This is a genomic window from Thauera sp. AutoDN2 (assembly GCF_051280715.1).
Lineage (GTDB): Bacteria > Pseudomonadota > Gammaproteobacteria > Burkholderiales > Rhodocyclaceae > Thauera.
This window is the reverse complement of sequence record NZ_JBNCAR010000008.1, coordinates 87,387-103,344: the sequence shown is the minus strand read 5'-3', so window position 1 is coordinate 103,344 and position 15,958 is coordinate 87,387. Positions and strand designations below refer to the sequence as shown.

The following is a 15,958-nucleotide window of genomic DNA, read 5'->3' as shown; positions in this document are numbered from 1 at the left end:
CGGGCGTCGGGGCAGGTCGATGCCTACTTGCTGGCCTTGCTGGCCGGGGCGGGGGTTTCGAGCAGGCGGGCGCTCTCCACGACTACCGGCTCGAGTGGCACGTTCTGGTGCATGCCGAGGTTGCCGGTGGCCAGTTTGCCGATCTTCTCCACCACGTCCATGCCGCGGACGACCTTGCCAAACACGGCATATCCCCAGCCGTCTCGGGACGGGTAGTCGAGGAAGGTGTTGGGCTTGAGGTTGATGAAGAACTGCGCGGTGGCCGAGTGCGGGTCGGAGGTGCGCGCCATCGCCAGCGTGCCGGGTTCGTTGCGCAGGCCGTTCTTCGCCTCGTTCTCGATCGGAGCGCGGGTGGCCTTCTGGTTCATCTGTGCGTCGAACCCGCCGCCCTGGATCATGAAGCCGTCGATCACGCGGTGGAAGACGGTGCCGTCGTAGAAGCCGTCCTTCACGTACTGCACGAAGTTCTCGGCGGATTTCGGCGCCTTGTCCGCGTAGAGTTCGACGACGATTTCGCCCTGATTGGTCTTCATCTCGACCATCGGGTTGGCCGCAAGGGCGGGCATGGTCAGGGTGGCGGAAGCGGCGAGGGCGAACAGGTATTTCTTCATGGAACCTCCGGGGGCTGGAGGGCGCATGCACCGGATGCTGCGCCCTTGCGGCGTGAGGAGAAGGCTTTTGCGCGCGTGCTATACTCGCGCGCTTGCCAGGGTGGGGCCGCGTTCGGGAACGAGGCGGAATTCTAGCAACAAGCCCACACCCCCACAATCGCGCGCCCCTCACGCAGCGGGGCGCCGCGCTGGTACCCGACCTTCCGACCACCGTACTCTTCTGTCGTCCGGACCGATGCTCTCGATCTACAACACGCTCTCGCGCAGTAAGGAAGTCTTCAAGCCCATCGAACCCGGAAAGGTCCGCATGTACGTGTGCGGCATGACGGTGTATGACTTCTGTCACCTCGGCCATGCGCGGGTGATGGTGGTGTTCGACATGGTGGCACGCTGGCTGCGGGCAAGTGGCCTGGACGTCACTTACGTGCGCAACATCACCGACATCGACGACAAGATCATCCGCCGCGCGCAGGAGAACGGCGAGAGCATCCGCCAGCTCACCGACCGCTTCATCGCCGCAATGCATGAGGATGCAGACGCGCTCGGCGTTCTGCGCCCCGAGCACGAGCCGCGCGCCACGGACTACGTTGCGCAGATGCAGTCGCTGATCTCGCGCCTGGAGCAGAAGGGCCTCGCCTACGTCGCGGCGAACCGCGACGTGTGCTACGCGGTGCGCAAATTCGACGGCTACGGCAAGCTGTCGGGCAAGTCGCTCGACGAACTGCGCGCCGGCGAGCGCGTGGACGTGGCGCAGGACAAGAATGATCCACTCGATTTCGTGTTGTGGAAGCATGCCAAGACCGAGGAGCCTGGGGAGGTAAAGTGGGCTTCGCCCTGGGGCGAGGGGCGTCCCGGCTGGCACATCGAGTGCTCGGCGATGAGCTCGGACCTGCTCGGCGACCACTTCGACATCCACGGTGGCGGCATGGACCTGCAGTTTCCCCACCATGAGAACGAAATCGCACAGTCGGAAGGCGCGCATGGTCACGCCTTCGTCAATTACTGGATGCACAACGGCTTCGTACGCGTCGACGACGAGAAGATGTCGAAGTCGCTCGGCAACTTCTTCACCATCCGCGAGGTGCTGCAGAAGTACGACCCCGAGGTGGTGCGCTTCTTCATCCTGCGGGCGCACTATCGCAGTGCGCTCAACTATTCCGACGCCCACCTGGAAGACGCCCGCAACGCGCTCACCCGCCTGTACACCGCCTTGAAGAACGTGCCGGCGCACGGTGATGCCGTGGTCGACTGGAACGAGCCGCACGCCAAGCGCTTCCGCGCTGCGATGGACGACGATTTCAACACTGCCGAGGCGGTGGCCGTGTTGTTCGAGCTTGCCAACGAGCTCAACCGTGGCGCCTCGCCGGCGCTTGCGGTGCAGCTGAAGGCGCTTGCGGGCGTGCTCGGCCTGCTCGGCCGCGCGCCGCAGGCTTTCCTTCAGGCGGGGGCGCCGGACGCGGGCGGGCTGGATGCCGAAGTGATCGAGGTCAGGATCGCCGAGCGCACCGCCGCCAAGAAGGCGAAGAACTTTGCCGAGGCCGACCGCATCCGTGCTGCGCTGACCGAGGCGGGCGTCATCCTCGAGGATGGCCCCGGCGGAACCACCTGGCGCCGCGCCTGAGGCGGCGTTCCAGCGCCGCAACGCATCTGCACAAACCGCACCGCACACGCACTGCATAAGGAACCTGCACATGATCATCACCGGCTTCCAGAGCCTGCTCGACGCCGCCCGCAAGCAACCCGAGCCGCAGCGCCTGCTGCTGGTGTTCACGCGCGCCGAACTCCCCGAGAACGCCACGCCCGAGCAGCGCGCCAGCTTTGAGCAGGGCGAGGGTGGTGCGCTGGTGCCGGTGATGTATGTCGACAAGCGTCCGGAAGAACTGCAGAGCTTCGAGGAGCTGGTCGAGGAGTCGCGCCACACCGGTCAGAGCTGGGACATGATGTTCGTCGGCTGCCTGAGCGGCCAGGCGGGGCGCGAGCCGAGCGACGACACGGTGCAAAAGGCGCTCGAAACCATGCTCATGTCGATCCAGGGTGGCATCGTCGCCCACCTGCTGGCCTACCGCCCGAACGGTGAACAGGTTTGGCTGCCCGACCAGGCGGAAGGCCTGGCCTGATCGTCTTCCTGCGGCCGGAGCGTTCCGCCGGCCACGCGCAATGAAAGCGGCCCGCGATTCGGTGTGAATCGCGGGCCGCTTTCATCCGCCCCGGTGGACAGGGGCGGTTTTACGTGCCGACGCTCAGGTGCCGAAGAAGTCGCGCACCTTGTCCATCCAACCCTTGGCCTTCGGGTTGTGGCGGTCGGCATTGCCGCTGGAGATCTCTTCGAACTCCCGCAGCAACTCCTTCTGGCGTTCGGTCAGGTTCACCGGGGTCTCGACCACGACATGGCACATCAGGTCGCCATGCACGTGGCTACGCACGTTCTTGATGCCCTTGCCGCGCAGGCGGAATACTTTGCCGCTCTGCGTCTCGGCCGGAATCTTGAGCCGTGCCATGCCGTCCAGCGTGGGGATCTCGATCTCGCCGCCGAGCGCCGCAGTGCTGATGCTGATCGGCATCTCGCAGTGCAGATCGTCATGGTCGCGCTCGAAAACGGCATGCTTGCGGATGTGAATCTCGACGTAGAGATCGCCCGGTGGTCCACCATTGACGCCCGGCTCGCCATGCCCGGCGTGTCGCAGGCGCATGCCTTCGTCGATGCCTGCGGGGATCTTCACCTCTAGCGTCTTCTGCTTCTTCACTCGGCCGGCGCCGCCGCAGTCGCGGCAGGGGTCAGGGATGATCTTGCCGCTGCCGTGGCACTTCGGACAGGTTTGCTGGATCGAGAAGAAGCCCTGCTGCACGCGAACCTGGCCGTGGCCGTTGCAGGTGGGGCAGGGCTTGGGCTGGGTGCCGGGCTTGGCGCCGCTGCCGTGGCAGGTGCCGCACTCCTCGACGGTGGGGATGCGGATCGTCTTCTCGGCGCCGCGCGCGGCTTCTTCGAGCGTGATCTCAAGGTTGTAGCGCAGGTCGGCGCCGCGATAGACGTTCGAGCGCCCGCCGCGTCCGCCGCCACCGAACAGGTCGCCGAAGATGTCGCCGAAGGCGTCGGCAAACCCACCCTCGAAGCCCTGTGCGCCGGGGCCCGCGCCCATGGACGGATCCACGCCGGCGTGGCCGTAGCGGTCGTAGGCGGCCTTCTTCTGCGGGTCGGAGAGCATCTCGTAGGCCTCCTTGGCCTCCTTGAACTTCTCCTCCGCCTCCTTGTTGTCCGGATTGCGGTCCGGGTGGTACTTCATGGCCAGCTTGCGGTAGGCCTTCTTGATCTCGTCGTCGCCCGCGTCGCGGTTGACGCCGAGGACTTCGTAGTAATCCCTTTTGGACATGGTGCTTCGCTCAGTCTGGTCTCAAGCAAAGGCCGAGCCGGCACCGGAGCAGGGCTCCGGCGGGGCTCGGCCGCGAAGGATTCGCCAGAGTGACGATTACTTCCTGTCCTTCACTTCGGTGAATTCGGCATCCACTACATCGGCATCGTCGGCCTTGCCGCCGGCCTGCTGGCCGCCTGCGCCGGCACCCGGCTGGGCGCCGCCTTCGGCCTGGGCGTACATCTGCTCGCCGAGCTTCTGCGCGGCCATCGCCAAGGCCTGGCTCTTGGCCTCGATGCTGTCCTTGTCACCGCTCTTGATCGCCTCTTCGGCGTCCTTCATCGCGGCCTCGATCTTGGACTTCTCGTCCTCGGAGAGCTTGTCGCCGTACTCGGTCAGCGCCTTGCGGGTCGAGTGCACCAGCGCGTCGCACTGGTTGCGAGCGTCGACCAACTCGTGCGCCTTCTTGTCTTCCTCGGCGTGCGCTTCGGCGTCGCGTACCATGCGCTCGACCTCGTCGTCCGACAGGCCGGAGTTGGCCTGGATCTTGATCTTGTTCTCCTTGCCGGTGGCCTTGTCCTTTGCCGACACGTGCAGGATGCCGTTGGCGTCGATGTCGAAGGTGACCTCGATCTGCGGCATGCCGCGCGGCGCCGGCGGGATGTCCGACAGGTTGAACTGGCCCAGGCTCTTGTTGCCCGAGGCCATCTCGCGCTCGCCCTGCAGCACGTGGATGGTCACGGCCGACTGGTTGTCGTCGGCGGTCGAGAACACCTGCGAGGCCTTGGTCGGAATCGTGGTGTTCTTCTGGATCAGCTTGGTCATCACGCCGCCCAGGGTTTCGATGCCGAGCGACAGCGGGGTCACGTCTAGCAGCAGCACATCCTTGACTTCGCCCTGCAGCACGCCGCCCTGGATGGAGGCGCCCACTGCCACGGCTTCGTCCGGGTTCACGTCACGGCGCGGCTCCTTGCCGAAGAATTCCTTCACCTTGTCGATGACCTTGGGCATGCGGGTCTGGCCACCGACGAGGATCACGTCGTCGATGTCGGACACCTTGAGGCCGGCGTCCTTCAGCGCGATGCGGCAGGGCTCGATCGAGCGCTCGATCAGCTCTTCCACCAGCGACTCGAACTTGGCGCGGGTGATCTTGATCGCGAGGTGCTTGGGGCCCGAGGCGTCGGCGGTGATGTACGGCAGGTTGATCTCGGTCTGCTGGCCCGAGGACAGCTCGATCTTGGCCTTCTCGGCGGCTTCCTTCAGGCGCTGCAGCGCGAGCACGTCGTTCTTGAGATCGACGCCCTGTTCCTTTTTGAACTCGGTGACGATGTAGTCGATGATGCGCTGGTCGAAGTCCTCGCCACCCAGGAAGGTGTCGCCGTTGGTGGCCAGCACTTCGAACTGGTGCTCGCCGTCGAGATCGGCGATCTCGATGATCGAGATGTCGAAGGTGCCGCCGCCGAGGTCATACACTGCGATCTTGGAGTCGCCCGGCTTCTTGTCCATGCCGAAGGCGAGCGCGGCGGCGGTGGGCTCGTTGATGATGCGTTTGACTTCCAGACCGGCGATGCGGCCGGCGTCCTTGGTGGCCTGGCGCTGGCTGTCGTTGAAGTAGGCCGGCACGGTGATGACCGCCTCGGTGACTTCCTCGCCGAGGTAGTCCTCGGCGGTCTTCTTCATCTTGCGCAGGATCTCGGCGGACACCTGCGGCGGCGCGATCTTCTTGCCGCGCACTTCCACCCAGGCGTCGCCGTTGTCGGCCTTGGAGATCGTGAAGGGCATCATCGCGATGTCCTTCTGCACTTCCTTCTCCTCGAAGCGACGGCCGATGAGGCGCTTGATCGCGAACAGGGTGTTCTTGGCGTTGGTGACTGCCTGGCGCTTGGCCGGCGCGCCCACCAGGATCTCGCCGTCTTCTGCGTAGGCGACGATGGAAGGCGTGGTGCGTGCGCCTTCGGAGTTCTCGATGACCTTCGGCTTGCCGCCTTCCATCACGGAGACGCAGCTGTTGGTGGTGCCGAGGTCGATGCCGATGATCTTGCCCATGAGTGTTCCTCTTTAGTCTGTTCAGTCTGTATCTGGGGCGCGCAGCGGTGGGTGCGCCAGTCTGCTTCGAATATGGGGCGGCTTGCCCGGCTTTCAAGCGCGCCGCACGAAAAACCTGACGAGGCCTACTGGCTCTTGCCCTTCGAGACCATCACCATGGCGGGACGGATCACGCGCTCGCTGAGTAGATAGCCCTTCTGCAGCACAGTCACCACCGTGTTGGCCTCGGCGTCGGCCTCGACCATGCTGATTGCCTGGTGCTTGTTCGGGTCGAACCTCTGGCCGAGGGGGTTCTCCTCGGCAAGGCTGGCGCTCTCGAATGCCGCGACCAGTTGCTTCAGGGTGAGCTCGACGCCTTCACGCAGGGTTTCGACGGTCTGGTTCTCCGTGGCGAGCGCAGCCTCCAGGCTATCCTTGACCGGCAGCATCGCGGTGGCGAACTTCTCGGCTGCGAACTTGCCCGCCTTGACGATGTCCTCCTGCGCGCGGCGGCGCACGTTCTCGGTCTCGGCCTTGGCGCGCAGCCAGGCGTCGTGGTGCTCCGCAGCCTTCAGTTCAGCTTGGCGCAGCGCTTCCTCGATGCCGGGCATGCTGTCGATGCCGCGTTCCGGGGAAGCGTCCTGTGTGGCATGGCCAGCTTCCACTCCTGACTGGGCATGGGTGTCCTGGGTCTGGGCGAGCTCGTGCTCGGTCGTGTTCGGGCTGGCCTGATTGGGGTCCTGCATGTCGGTCGTGCTCCCTGTTGATCCGAAACAGTCCGGTAGCTGGGGATGACGCGCTGGATTTCAAGAGCTGCCAGCAAGAAATCGGTGGCCGAAGCTTTGGGCTGCCGTGTGCCATCCGGAGGGCGCTTCTGCCGCGCCAGGGCAGGGCGGCTGATGCCCTCCGTGCGTGGTAAGATCACGTGTTTTGGTTTTCGCGGCTCGTCCGCCTGCAAGCATGACCCAGTTCGCCAAGGAAACCCTGCCGATCAGCCTCGAAGAGGAGATGCGCCACTCCTATCTCGATTACGCGATGAGCGTGATCGTGGGGCGTGCGCTGCCCGATGCGCGCGATGGCCTCAAGCCGGTGCATCGGCGCGTGCTGTTCGCAATGCACGAGTTGTCCAACGACTGGAATCGCGCGTACAAGAAGTCTGCGCGTATCGTCGGCGACGTCATCGGTAAGTACCACCCGCACGGCGACACCGCGGTGTACGACACCATCGTGCGCATGGCGCAGGACTTTTCGCTGCGCTACATGCTGGTCGATGGTCAGGGCAACTTCGGCTCCGTCGATGGCGACAACGCGGCGGCGATGCGTTACACCGAAATCCGCATGGCGCGCATCGGTCACGAGCTGCTGGCCGACATCGAAAAGGAAACGGTCGACTTCGGCCCGAACTACGATGGTTCCGAGAGGGAGCCGCTGGTTCTGCCCACCCGCATCCCCAATCTGCTCATCAATGGTTCGAGCGGAATCGCGGTGGGCATGGCGACCAACATTCCGCCGCACAACCTGGGCGAGGTGGTCGAGGCCTGCCTGAAGCTGCTCGCCGAGCCCGACACAGACATCGAGGCGCTGATCGACATCATCCAGGCGCCGGACTTTCCGACCGCCGGTCTGATCTATGGCCTGCATGGCGTGCGCGAGGGCTACCGCACTGGCCGTGGGCGCGTGATCATGCGCGCCCGTACCCACTTCGAGCCGATCGGCAAAACCGATCGCCAGGCGATCATCGTCGACGAGCTGCCTTACCAGGTGAACAAGCGCACCCTGCAGGAGCGCATGGCCGAGCTGGTCAACGAGAAGAAGATCGAGGGCATCAGCGAGATCCGCGACGAGTCCGACAAGTCGGGCATGCGCCTCGTCATCGAGTTGAAGCGCGGCGAGATGCCCGAGGTGGTGCTCAATAAGCTCTTCAAGCACACCCAGCTGCAGGACAGCTTCGGCATGAACATGGTGGCGCTGGTGGACGGCAAGCCGCGCCTGCTGAACCTCAAGCAGATGCTGGTGTGCTTCCTCGAGCACCGGCGCGAGGTCGTCACCCGCCGCACCATCTTCGAGCTGAAGAAGGCGCGCGACCGGGGTCACGTCCTCGAAGGCCTTGCGGTGGCGCTGTCCAACGTCGACGAGATCATCGCTCTCATCAAGGCCGCACCCACGCCCGCGGACGCCAAGCGCGGGCTGATGGCGCGCGAGTGGCGCTCGGCGCTGGTCGAAGAGATGCTGTCGCGCGCGCTCGCCGACAGCTACCGCCCGGAAGGGCTCGATCCGCAATACGGGCTGCAGGCACAGGGCTATCGCCTGTCCGAGACCCAGGCCCAGGCCATCCTCGAGCTGCGCCTGCAGCGCCTCACCGGCCTCGAGCAGGACAAGATCGTCGGCGAATACCGCGAGGTCATGGACGTCATCACCGACCTGCTCGATATCCTCGCCCGCCCTGAGCGCATCACCGCGATCATCGTCGAGGAGCTCACCGCGGTGCGCAACCAGTTTGGCGATCCTCGCCGCTCCGAGCTGGTGATGAACACCGCCGAGATCAACATCGAGGATCTGATCACGCCGGAAGACATGGTCGTCACCCTGTCGCACACCGGGTACTTCAAGCGCCAGCCGCTCGCCGACTACCGCGCCCAGCGCCGTGGCGGCCGCGGCAAGCAGGCCACCTCGATGAAGGACGAGGACTTCATCGACCACCTCTTCGTCGCCAACACGCACGACACCGTGCTTTGCTTCTCCAGCCGCGGCCGTTGCTACTGGCTCAAGGTATACGAGGTGCCCGAGGGCACGCGCAACTCGCGTGGCAAGCCCATCGTGAACCTCTTCCCGCTGCTCGAAGGTGAGAAGATCACCGCGGTGCTGCCGATCAAGGAGTTCGACGAAGAGCACTTCGTGTTCATGGCGACTTCGGAAGGTACGGTCAAGAAAACCGCACTGACCGCGTTCTCCAACCCGCGCAAGGCCGGAATCATCGCGGTCAACCTGGATGACGGCGACCACCTGATTGGCGTGGCCATCACCGACGGCCAGTGCGACGTGATGCTCTTCTCCGACGCCGGCAAGGCCGTGCGCTTCGCAGAGACCGACGTGCGCCCGATGGGACGCGAGGCACGCGGCGTACGCGGCATGATGCTCGAGGACGGCCAGGCCGTGATCGCCATGCTGGTGGCCAAGGATGAGTCGCAGTCGGTGCTGACCGCGACCGAGAACGGTTTCGGCAAGCGCACGCCGGTCGCCGAGTATACCCGCCACGGCCGTGGCACCAAGGGCATGATCGCGATCCAGACCAGTGATCGCAATGGCAAGCTGGTCGCTGCGGTGCTGGTCGAGCCAAGCGACGAGATCATGCTGATCTCCACCGGTGGAGTGCTGATTCGCACAGGCGTGGAGAGCATCCGTGAGATGGGGCGCTCGACCCAGGGCGTGACGCTGATCAACCTCGACGACGGCACGTACCTCGCGAGCGTGGAGAAGGTGGCCGAGTCGGAGTCCGACGAGAGCATGCGTGTCAACGGTGACGGCGCCGAAGAGGATGACGAGGCTGCAGGTGACGCGGGTTCGAACCCCGCGTCGGGCGAGGGTGGATCCCCGGCGGCCGGAGACGAAGGAGAGGCCTGATGAGCCGCGTGTGGAACTTCAGCGCCGGCCCTGCGGCGCTGCCTGAAGAAGTGTTGCGTCAGGCCGCCGCAGAGATGCTGGACTGGCATGGCGCCGGCATGGGCGTGATGGAGATGAGCCATCGCGGCAAGGAGTTCACCGCCATTGCTGCGCAGGCGGAGGCCGACCTGCGCGAGCTGCTTGCGGTGCCGGCCAACTACCGTGTCCTCTTCATGCAGGGCGGGGCGATCGCGGAGAACGCGATCATCCCGATGAACCTGATGGGCGACAAGCGCGTGGCCGATTACGTGGTCACCGGCGCGTGGTCGCAGAAGTCGCAGAAGGAGGCGCGCAAGTACGCAGAGGTGAACATCGCCGCGTCGTCTGAGGCGGGTGGCTTCACGACCGTGCCCGCGATAGCGGAGTGGAAGCTTTCCGCCGATCCCGCCTACGTGTTCACTTGCACCAACGAGACCATCGGTGGCCTCGAGTATCCCTTCGAGCCCGACCTCGCACAGGTCGGCCGCGGCGAGGTGCCGGTGGTGGCGGACATGTCCTCGCACATCCTGTCGCGCGTGATCGACGTGTCGAAGTACGGCCTAATCTTCGGTGGGGCGCAGAAGAACATCGGCCCCGCGGGGCTGACCATCGTGATCGTGCGCGAGGACCTGCTCGGGCGGGCGATGCCGCACTGTCCCACCGCCTTCGACTTCAAGACCGTGGCGGACAACGGCTCGATGTACAACACTCCACCCACCTACGGTATCTACATCGCCGGCCTTGTCTTCCAGTGGCTCAAGCGCCAGGGCGGGGTGGCTGCGATCGAGGCACAGAACGTCGCCAAGGCAAGGCTGCTGTACGACTTCCTCGACGCCAGCGATTTCTACGAGAATCGCATCGACCCGGCCTGCCGCTCGCGCATGAACGTGCCCTTCTTCCTGAAGGACGAGGCGCTCAACGAAGCCTTCCTCGCCGAATCGAAGGCCGCCGGGCTGGTGCAGCTGAAGGGACACAAGTCGGTCGGCGGCATGCGCGCGTCGATCTACAACGCGATGCCGCTCGAGGGCGTGCAGGCCCTGGTGCGCTTCATGCACGATTTCGCCGCCCGCCGCGGTTGAAGTCGGGTGGGCACAGGCAGGGCCGCACGGAAATACGGAACGAAAACAGGATGCAAGCCGGAGGGGCCACGGGCCGAGCATGAGCGACGAACTGCTGAAACTGCGCAACGAGATCGACCGCATCGACGAGGAGATCCTCGCCCGCCTCGCCGAGCGCGCGCGCTGCGCGCAGCGCGTGGGCGAGATCAAGCGCGGGGTGATGTACTACCGCCCCGAGCGCGAGGCCCAGGTGTTGCGCCGCCTGGCCGAGCTCAACCCCGGTCCGCTGTCCGCGGATGCGGTGAAGACCATCTTCCGCGAGGTGATGTCGGCGTGCCTCGGGCTCGAGCAGCCGCTGCGCGTGGCCTACCTTGGCCCCGCCGGCACGTTCTCGGAGAGCGCGAGCCGCAAGCATTTCGGCTCCGCACCCAACTTCATGCCGATGGCGGCGATTGATGATGTCTTCCGCGCGGTCGAGGCCGGCAATGCCGACTACGGGGTGGTGCCGGTGGAGAATTCCACCGAGGGCGCCGTCGGTGGCACGCTCGACCTGCTGCTTGCCAATCCGCTCAAGGTCTGCGGCGAGGTGCGCCTGCGCATCCACCAGCAGCTGATGTCGCGCGCGGACGGCATCGGCGCCGCGCGGCGCATCTATTCGCACGCGCAGTCGCTGGCGCAGTGCCATGAGTGGCTCAACCGCAACCTGCCGCACCTCCCGCGCATTCCTGTTGCGAGCAACGCCGAGGCGGCGCGCATGGCCGCCGAGGACTCCGAGTCCTGCGCCATCGCCGGCGAAGCGGCGGCACAGCTGTATGGGCTCAACATTCTCGCGCCCAATATCGAGGATGACCCCAACAACACCACGCGTTTCCTGGTCATCGCAGATCACGATGCAGGGCCTTCGGGTCATGACCGGACATCGCTGGTGTTCTCGTCGCCCAATCGCCCCGGGGCCATTCACGGCTTGCTCGAGCCGATGGCACGTCACGGAGTGGACATGACCAAGCTGCAGTCGCGCCCGGCGCGCTCCGGGCTGTGGGAGTACGTGTTCTACGCCGACATCAACGGCCACCGCGAGGATCCTGCGGTCGCTGCAGCACTGAGTGAACTCGGTGAACGCGCCGCGTTCGTGAAGGTCATCGGTTCCTACCCGGTCGCGGCGATCTGAACCTGCCCGGGGGCGTCGTCGTCCCCGGCGCTGCAGTCGACCCGGATCCGGACACCACCCGGTTCGCGACCAGCGCGCGAACCTCAGCAGGAGAAGACAATGAGCGTTGCCAGCCTTGCCCCCGACTATGTCCGTGCAATCATGGCCTATCAACCCGGCAAGCCGATCTCGGAGCTTGCCCGTGAGATGGGCATCGCCGAGTCGGACATCGTCAAGCTCGCCTCCAACGAGAACCCGCTCGGCATGAGCCCGAGGGCGCGCGAAGCCGCGATTGCCGCCGTATCCGATGTGGCACGCTACCCGGACGGGGGCGCCTTCGCACTCAAGAATGCGCTGTGCCGCACGCTCGGTGTGCAGCCCGAGCAACTGGTGGTCGGCAACGGTTCGAACGACATTCTCGAGCTCGTTTCGCAGGCCTTTCTCGCGCCGGGGCTGTCGGCGGTCTATTCGCGTCATGCCTTCGCCGTGTATCCGCTTGCCACGAATGCGCGCGGTGCGCGCGGCATCGAGGTGGCGGCGAAGAATTTCGGTCATGACCTCGACGCCATGGCCGCAGCGATCCGCCCCGAGACCCGGGTGGTCTTCGTCGCCAACCCGAACAACCCCACCGGCACCTTCCTCGGCGGCGCTGAACTCGAGGCCTTCCTCGAGGGCGTCCCGCGTCACGTGCTCGTCGTGCTGGATGAGGCCTACACCGAATATCTTGCGCCCGAACAGCGCTACGACTCGATCGCCTGGCTGGCGCGCTTCCCCAATCTGCTCGTGTCGCGCACCTTCTCCAAGGCATACGGGCTGGCGGGCCTGCGTGTCGGTTATGGCGTGACGCATCCCGCGGTGGCCGATCTGATGAACCGGGTGCGCCAGCCTTTCAACGTGTCGTCGGTGGGCCTGGCGGCGGCCGAGGCGGCGCTTGGCGATGAGGAGTTCATCGCCCGCACGGCCGAGGTCAATCGCCGCGGCATGACGCAACTCACCGCGGCGTTCGGCGAGTTGGGGCTCGAGTGGATCCCCTCGGCGGGCAACTTCGTCACCTTCAAGGTCGGCGACGCGGTGGGCGTCAATCAGGCGTTGCTGCGTCAGGGCGTGATCGTGCGGCCGATCGCCGCCTATGGCATGCCGCAGTGGCTGCGTGTTTCGGTCGGCCTGGCTGAAGAGAACGCCCGCTTCATCGCGGCGCTCAAGCAGGCGCTCGCCTGACCGGAGGCGGAATGGCTCTGATCGGCAAGCTCGTCGTCTGCGGCGTCGGCCTCATTGGCGGATCTTTTGCGCTTGCATTGAGGCGGGCGCAGGCGGTCGAGCGCATCGTCGGCATCGGTCGACGGCGTGAGCCTCTGGAGCGTGCGCGGGCGCTGGGCGTGATCGACGAAATCGCCGACGACTGGGCGAGCGCGCTCGATGGTGCGGACATCGTGCTGCTGGCTGCGCCGGTCGGCCAGATGGATGGTGTGATGGCGGCGATGGCACCGCATCTGCAACCCGGCACCATCGTCACTGACGCCGGCAGCACCAAGCGTGACGTCGTCGCTGCAATCGAGCGCCATCTGGGCGATGCCTTGCCCGACGTGGTGCCGGCACACCCGATCGCAGGGGCGGAAAAGAGCGGTGTCGAAGCGGCCTTTGCAGAACTCTACATGGGGCGCAAGGTCGTGCTGACGCCGCTGCCCGAGAGCCGGCCCGCCGCGGTGGAGAAGGTCCGCGCGGCCTGGGAGGCGTGTGGCGCGATGGTCGTCGGCATGACGCCGCAGGAGCACGATCGCGTTTTTGCCGCGGTCAGCCATCTGCCACACCTGCTGGCCTTCGGGCTGGTCGATGATCTCGCGGGGCGTAGCAACGCGCCGCTGCTGTTCTCGCATGCGGCCAGCGGTTTTCGCGATTTCACCCGTATAGCCGGCAGTCATCCGGAGATGTGGCGGGACATCTGCATCGCCAACCGTGTTGCACTGCTGGGGGAACTCGATGCCTACCTGGCCGAGCTTGGGCGCCTGCGCATGATGCTGGTCGAGTCCGATGGCGACGCGCTGGAGGCGGTATTCGAGCGGGCACGCACGGCTCGCAATGCCTGGGCCGAAGGTCTACCGGTGCGCAACGCCGAATGAGGGTGTGAGTGCTCCGAATTGCAGGCACGCAGGATTTCTTGTTGAGGTAAAGATGGAATTTCTCGATCTGCCCCCGATGCTGGGTGCCGCAGGCACGGTTCGCCTGCCCGGCTCGAAGAGTATCTCCAACCGTGTGCTGCTGCTCGCTGCGCTCGCCGAAGGTGAGACGGACATTCGCGATCTGCTGCTGTCCGATGACGTGGAGCGCATGCTTGAAGCGCTGCGCGCCCTTGGGGTCGAATGGCAGCGCGACGGTGACAGCCTGAACTATCGCGTACGCGGGGTGGGCGGGGCTTTTCCGGCCAAGCGTTGCGACCTCTTTCTCGGCAATGCGGGCACGGCCTTCCGGCCGCTGACGGCCGCGCTGGCGCTCTCCGGTGGCGAGTACCGCCTGTCCGGGGTGCCGCGCATGCACGAACGGCCGATCGGCGACCTGGTCGATGCGCTGCGTCAACTTGGCGCCGACATCGAGTGCACTGCGAATGAAGGCTATCCACCTCTGCATCTGAAGCCGGCGGAGATCCGCCCCGGCGGCGTGGTGAAGGTGCGGGGCGATGTGTCCAGCCAGTTCCTGACCGCCCTGCTGATGGCGCTGCCGCTCACGGGTGTCGAGACCACGATCGAGGTGGTCGGGGAGTTGATCTCGAAACCCTATATCCGTATCACGCTGGAGCTGATGGCGCGCTTCGGTGTGCAGGTGGAGCAGCAAGGCTGGGTACGCTTCATGGTGCCGGGCGGAGCGCGCTACCGCAGTCCGGGTACGGTGTTCGTGGAAGGCGATGCCTCGTCTGCGTCCTACTTCCTCGCCGCGGGTGCCATCGGTGGCGGGCCGGTGCGGGTCGAGGGCGTGGGCCGGTCCAGCATCCAGGGCGACGTGCGTTTTGCCGAGGCGCTGGAGCAACTCGGCGCGCGCATCACCCTTGGCGAGAACTGGATCGAGGCCGCGGCTCCCGAGGGAGGCGTGCTGAAGGCCTTCGACCTGGACCTCAACCATATCCCCGACGCAGCGATGACGCTGGCGGTTGCTGCGCTGTTTGCCGACGGGCCTTGCCGGCTGCGCAACATCGCGAGCTGGCGGGTCAAGGAGACCGACCGTATCGCCGCGATGGCGACCGAGCTGCGCAAGCTGGGTGCGGAGGTGGAGGAGGGCGCTGACCATCTGGTGGTGAAACGCCCGCAGCGCGTGCGGCCGGCAGCGATCGACACCTATGACGACCACCGCATGGCGATGTGCTTCTCGCTGGTGAGCCTGGGCGGGTGCCGCGTGCGGATCAACGACCCGAAGTGCGTGAACAAGACCTTTCCGGGCTATTTCGACGCCTTCGCGCAGGTCGCCCGGCCGGTGCCGGTGCTGGCCATCGACGGCCCTTCGGCATCGGGCAAGGGGACGGTCGCGGAACGGGTGGCGGAAGCGCTCGGCTGGCACTACCTCGACAGTGGCTCGCTCTACCGCCTCGTTGCGCTGGCCGCGCTGCGCGCAGGCGTTGCGCTGGAGGACGAAGCCGCAGTGGCCTCGATTGCGGCGCGACTGCCCGCGCGCTTCGAAGGAGGGCGGGTGTTGCTCGGCGAGGGGACGGACTGCGATGTCACCGATGCGATCCGCTCCGAAACCTGCTCGGTCGGGGCCTCCCGGGTGGCTGCGTTACCCGCCGTGCGTGCAGCCCTCTTCGACCGCCAGCGGGACTACCGCGTGGCCCCTGGCCTGGTCGCCGAAGGGCGCGACATGGGCTCGGTGATCTTCCCCGATGCCGGTCTCAAGGTCTTCCTGACGGCTTCTGCCGAGGCACGCGCCGAACGTCGTTATAAGCAGTTGATCGAAAAGGGATTGCCTGCTAATATGCAAAGTCTTCTGAAGGACCTGCAGGAACGGGACGCTCGTGACGCCACCCGGCCTGTCGCGCCCCTGATGAAGCTGCCGGATGCCGTGCTGCTTGACACCACCGAACGGAATGTCGAGCAAGCGGTCGGTTTCGTGCTCGATCTCGTCGCCGAGAAAGCATAGGCCGCCGGTTGA

12 protein-coding genes are annotated in these 15,958 nt (G+C 65.8%); 8 read left to right on the top strand and 4 right to left on the bottom strand.

Features of this window, described 5'->3' with window-relative positions:
• Window positions 1-23: 23 nt before the first annotated feature.
• Entirely contained in the window at window positions 24-611 is a 588-nt protein-coding gene (locus ACPT9U_RS07130; RefSeq protein ID WP_418363033.1) for a peptidylprolyl isomerase, read from the bottom strand.
• A 235-nt stretch (window positions 612-846) separates the two neighbouring features.
• On the opposite strand from ACPT9U_RS07130, the gene cysS reads away from it, so the two are divergent.
• Window positions 847-2,232 carry a cysteine--tRNA ligase gene (cysS, locus tag ACPT9U_RS07125; RefSeq protein WP_418363032.1) on the top strand — a complete coding sequence of 462 codons (1,386 nt, stop codon included), beginning with the start codon at window positions 847-849 and terminating at the stop codon, window positions 2,230-2,232.
• 70 nt (window positions 2,233-2,302) lie between these two features.
• Window positions 2,303-2,728, top strand: coding sequence for a ribonucleotide reductase subunit alpha (locus ACPT9U_RS07120; protein WP_418363031.1), 426 nt, complete (start codon window positions 2,303-2,305; stop codon window positions 2,726-2,728).
• 123 nt (window positions 2,729-2,851) lie between these two features.
• Here the strand turns inward: ACPT9U_RS07120 and dnaJ are convergent, their stop codons facing one another.
• The 3 genes from dnaJ to grpE form a co-directional block, all read right to left on the bottom strand.
• Window positions 2,852-3,979, bottom strand: coding sequence for a molecular chaperone DnaJ (gene dnaJ, locus ACPT9U_RS07115; protein WP_418363030.1), 1,128 nt, complete (start codon window positions 3,977-3,979; stop codon window positions 2,852-2,854).
• 96 nt (window positions 3,980-4,075) lie between these two features.
• A complete protein-coding gene (gene dnaK, locus ACPT9U_RS07110) occupies window positions 4,076-6,004 on the bottom strand; it encodes a molecular chaperone DnaK (RefSeq protein ID WP_435750357.1) in 1,929 nt (642 codons plus the stop codon).
• Window positions 6,005-6,129: 125 nt separating this feature from the next.
• A complete protein-coding gene (grpE, locus tag ACPT9U_RS07105; protein ID WP_418363028.1) occupies window positions 6,130-6,729 on the bottom strand; it encodes a nucleotide exchange factor GrpE in 600 nt (199 codons plus the stop codon).
• A gap of 214 nt (window positions 6,730-6,943) precedes the next feature.
• Between grpE and gyrA the strand changes: the two genes are divergently transcribed.
• The 6 genes from gyrA (at window position 6,944) to ACPT9U_RS07075 (ending at window position 15,946) form a co-directional block, all read left to right on the top strand.
• Complete coding sequence (gyrA, locus tag ACPT9U_RS07100) at window positions 6,944-9,604, top strand: DNA gyrase subunit A (protein ID WP_418363027.1); 2,661 nt, start codon at window positions 6,944-6,946, stop codon at window positions 9,602-9,604.
• On the top strand, window positions 9,604-10,701 hold the full coding sequence (gene serC / locus ACPT9U_RS07095) for a 3-phosphoserine/phosphohydroxythreonine transaminase (RefSeq protein WP_418363026.1): 1,098 nt from the start codon (window positions 9,604-9,606) through the stop codon (window positions 10,699-10,701). The genes gyrA and serC overlap by 1 nt, the downstream gene beginning before the upstream one ends.
• A gap of 79 nt (window positions 10,702-10,780) precedes the next feature.
• Window positions 10,781-11,848, top strand: coding sequence for a prephenate dehydratase (gene pheA / locus ACPT9U_RS07090; RefSeq protein ID WP_435750356.1), 1,068 nt, complete (start codon window positions 10,781-10,783; stop codon window positions 11,846-11,848).
• A 99-nt stretch (window positions 11,849-11,947) separates the two neighbouring features.
• Window positions 11,948-13,045, top strand: a complete 1,098-nt coding sequence (gene hisC, locus ACPT9U_RS07085; protein WP_418363024.1) for a histidinol-phosphate transaminase — start codon at window positions 11,948-11,950, stop codon at window positions 13,043-13,045.
• 11 nt (window positions 13,046-13,056) lie between these two features.
• Window positions 13,057-13,944, top strand: a complete 888-nt coding sequence (locus ACPT9U_RS07080) for a prephenate dehydrogenase (RefSeq protein WP_418363023.1) — start codon at window positions 13,057-13,059, stop codon at window positions 13,942-13,944.
• Between the two features lie 52 nt (window positions 13,945-13,996).
• Complete coding sequence (locus ACPT9U_RS07075) at window positions 13,997-15,946, top strand: bifunctional 3-phosphoshikimate 1-carboxyvinyltransferase/cytidylate kinase (protein ID WP_435750355.1); 1,950 nt, start codon at window positions 13,997-13,999, stop codon at window positions 15,944-15,946.
• The last annotated feature ends 12 nt before the right edge of the window (window positions 15,947-15,958 follow it).

Excerpts from the sequence above, each read along its gene's own strand:
- ACPT9U_RS07120 (WP_418363031.1), top strand. The coding sequence starts at position 2,303 with ATGATCATCACCGGCTTCCAGAGCCTGCTCGACGCCGCCCGCAAGCAA.
- ACPT9U_RS07080 (WP_418363023.1), top strand. The coding sequence starts at position 13,057 with ATGGCTCTGATCGGCAAGCTCGTCGTCTGCGGCGTCGGCCTCATTGGC.
- gyrA (WP_418363027.1), top strand. The coding sequence starts at position 6,944 with ATGACCCAGTTCGCCAAGGAAACCCTGCCGATCAGCCTCGAAGAGGAG.
- hisC (WP_418363024.1), top strand. The coding sequence starts at position 11,948 with ATGAGCGTTGCCAGCCTTGCCCCCGACTATGTCCGTGCAATCATGGCC.
- cysS (WP_418363032.1), top strand. The coding sequence starts at position 847 with ATGCTCTCGATCTACAACACGCTCTCGCGCAGTAAGGAAGTCTTCAAG.
- grpE (WP_418363028.1), bottom strand. The coding sequence starts at position 6,729 with ATGCAGGACCCCAATCAGGCCAGCCCGAACACGACCGAGCACGAGCTC.
- dnaK (WP_435750357.1), bottom strand. The coding sequence starts at position 6,004 with ATGGGCAAGATCATCGGCATCGACCTCGGCACCACCAACAGCTGCGTC.
- pheA (WP_435750356.1), top strand. The coding sequence starts at position 10,781 with ATGAGCGACGAACTGCTGAAACTGCGCAACGAGATCGACCGCATCGAC.
- serC (WP_418363026.1), top strand. The coding sequence starts at position 9,604 with ATGAGCCGCGTGTGGAACTTCAGCGCCGGCCCTGCGGCGCTGCCTGAA.
- ACPT9U_RS07130 (WP_418363033.1), bottom strand. The coding sequence starts at position 611 with ATGAAGAAATACCTGTTCGCCCTCGCCGCTTCCGCCACCCTGACCATG.
- dnaJ (WP_418363030.1), bottom strand. The coding sequence starts at position 3,979 with ATGTCCAAAAGGGATTACTACGAAGTCCTCGGCGTCAACCGCGACGCG.
- ACPT9U_RS07075 (WP_435750355.1), top strand. The coding sequence starts at position 13,997 with ATGGAATTTCTCGATCTGCCCCCGATGCTGGGTGCCGCAGGCACGGTT.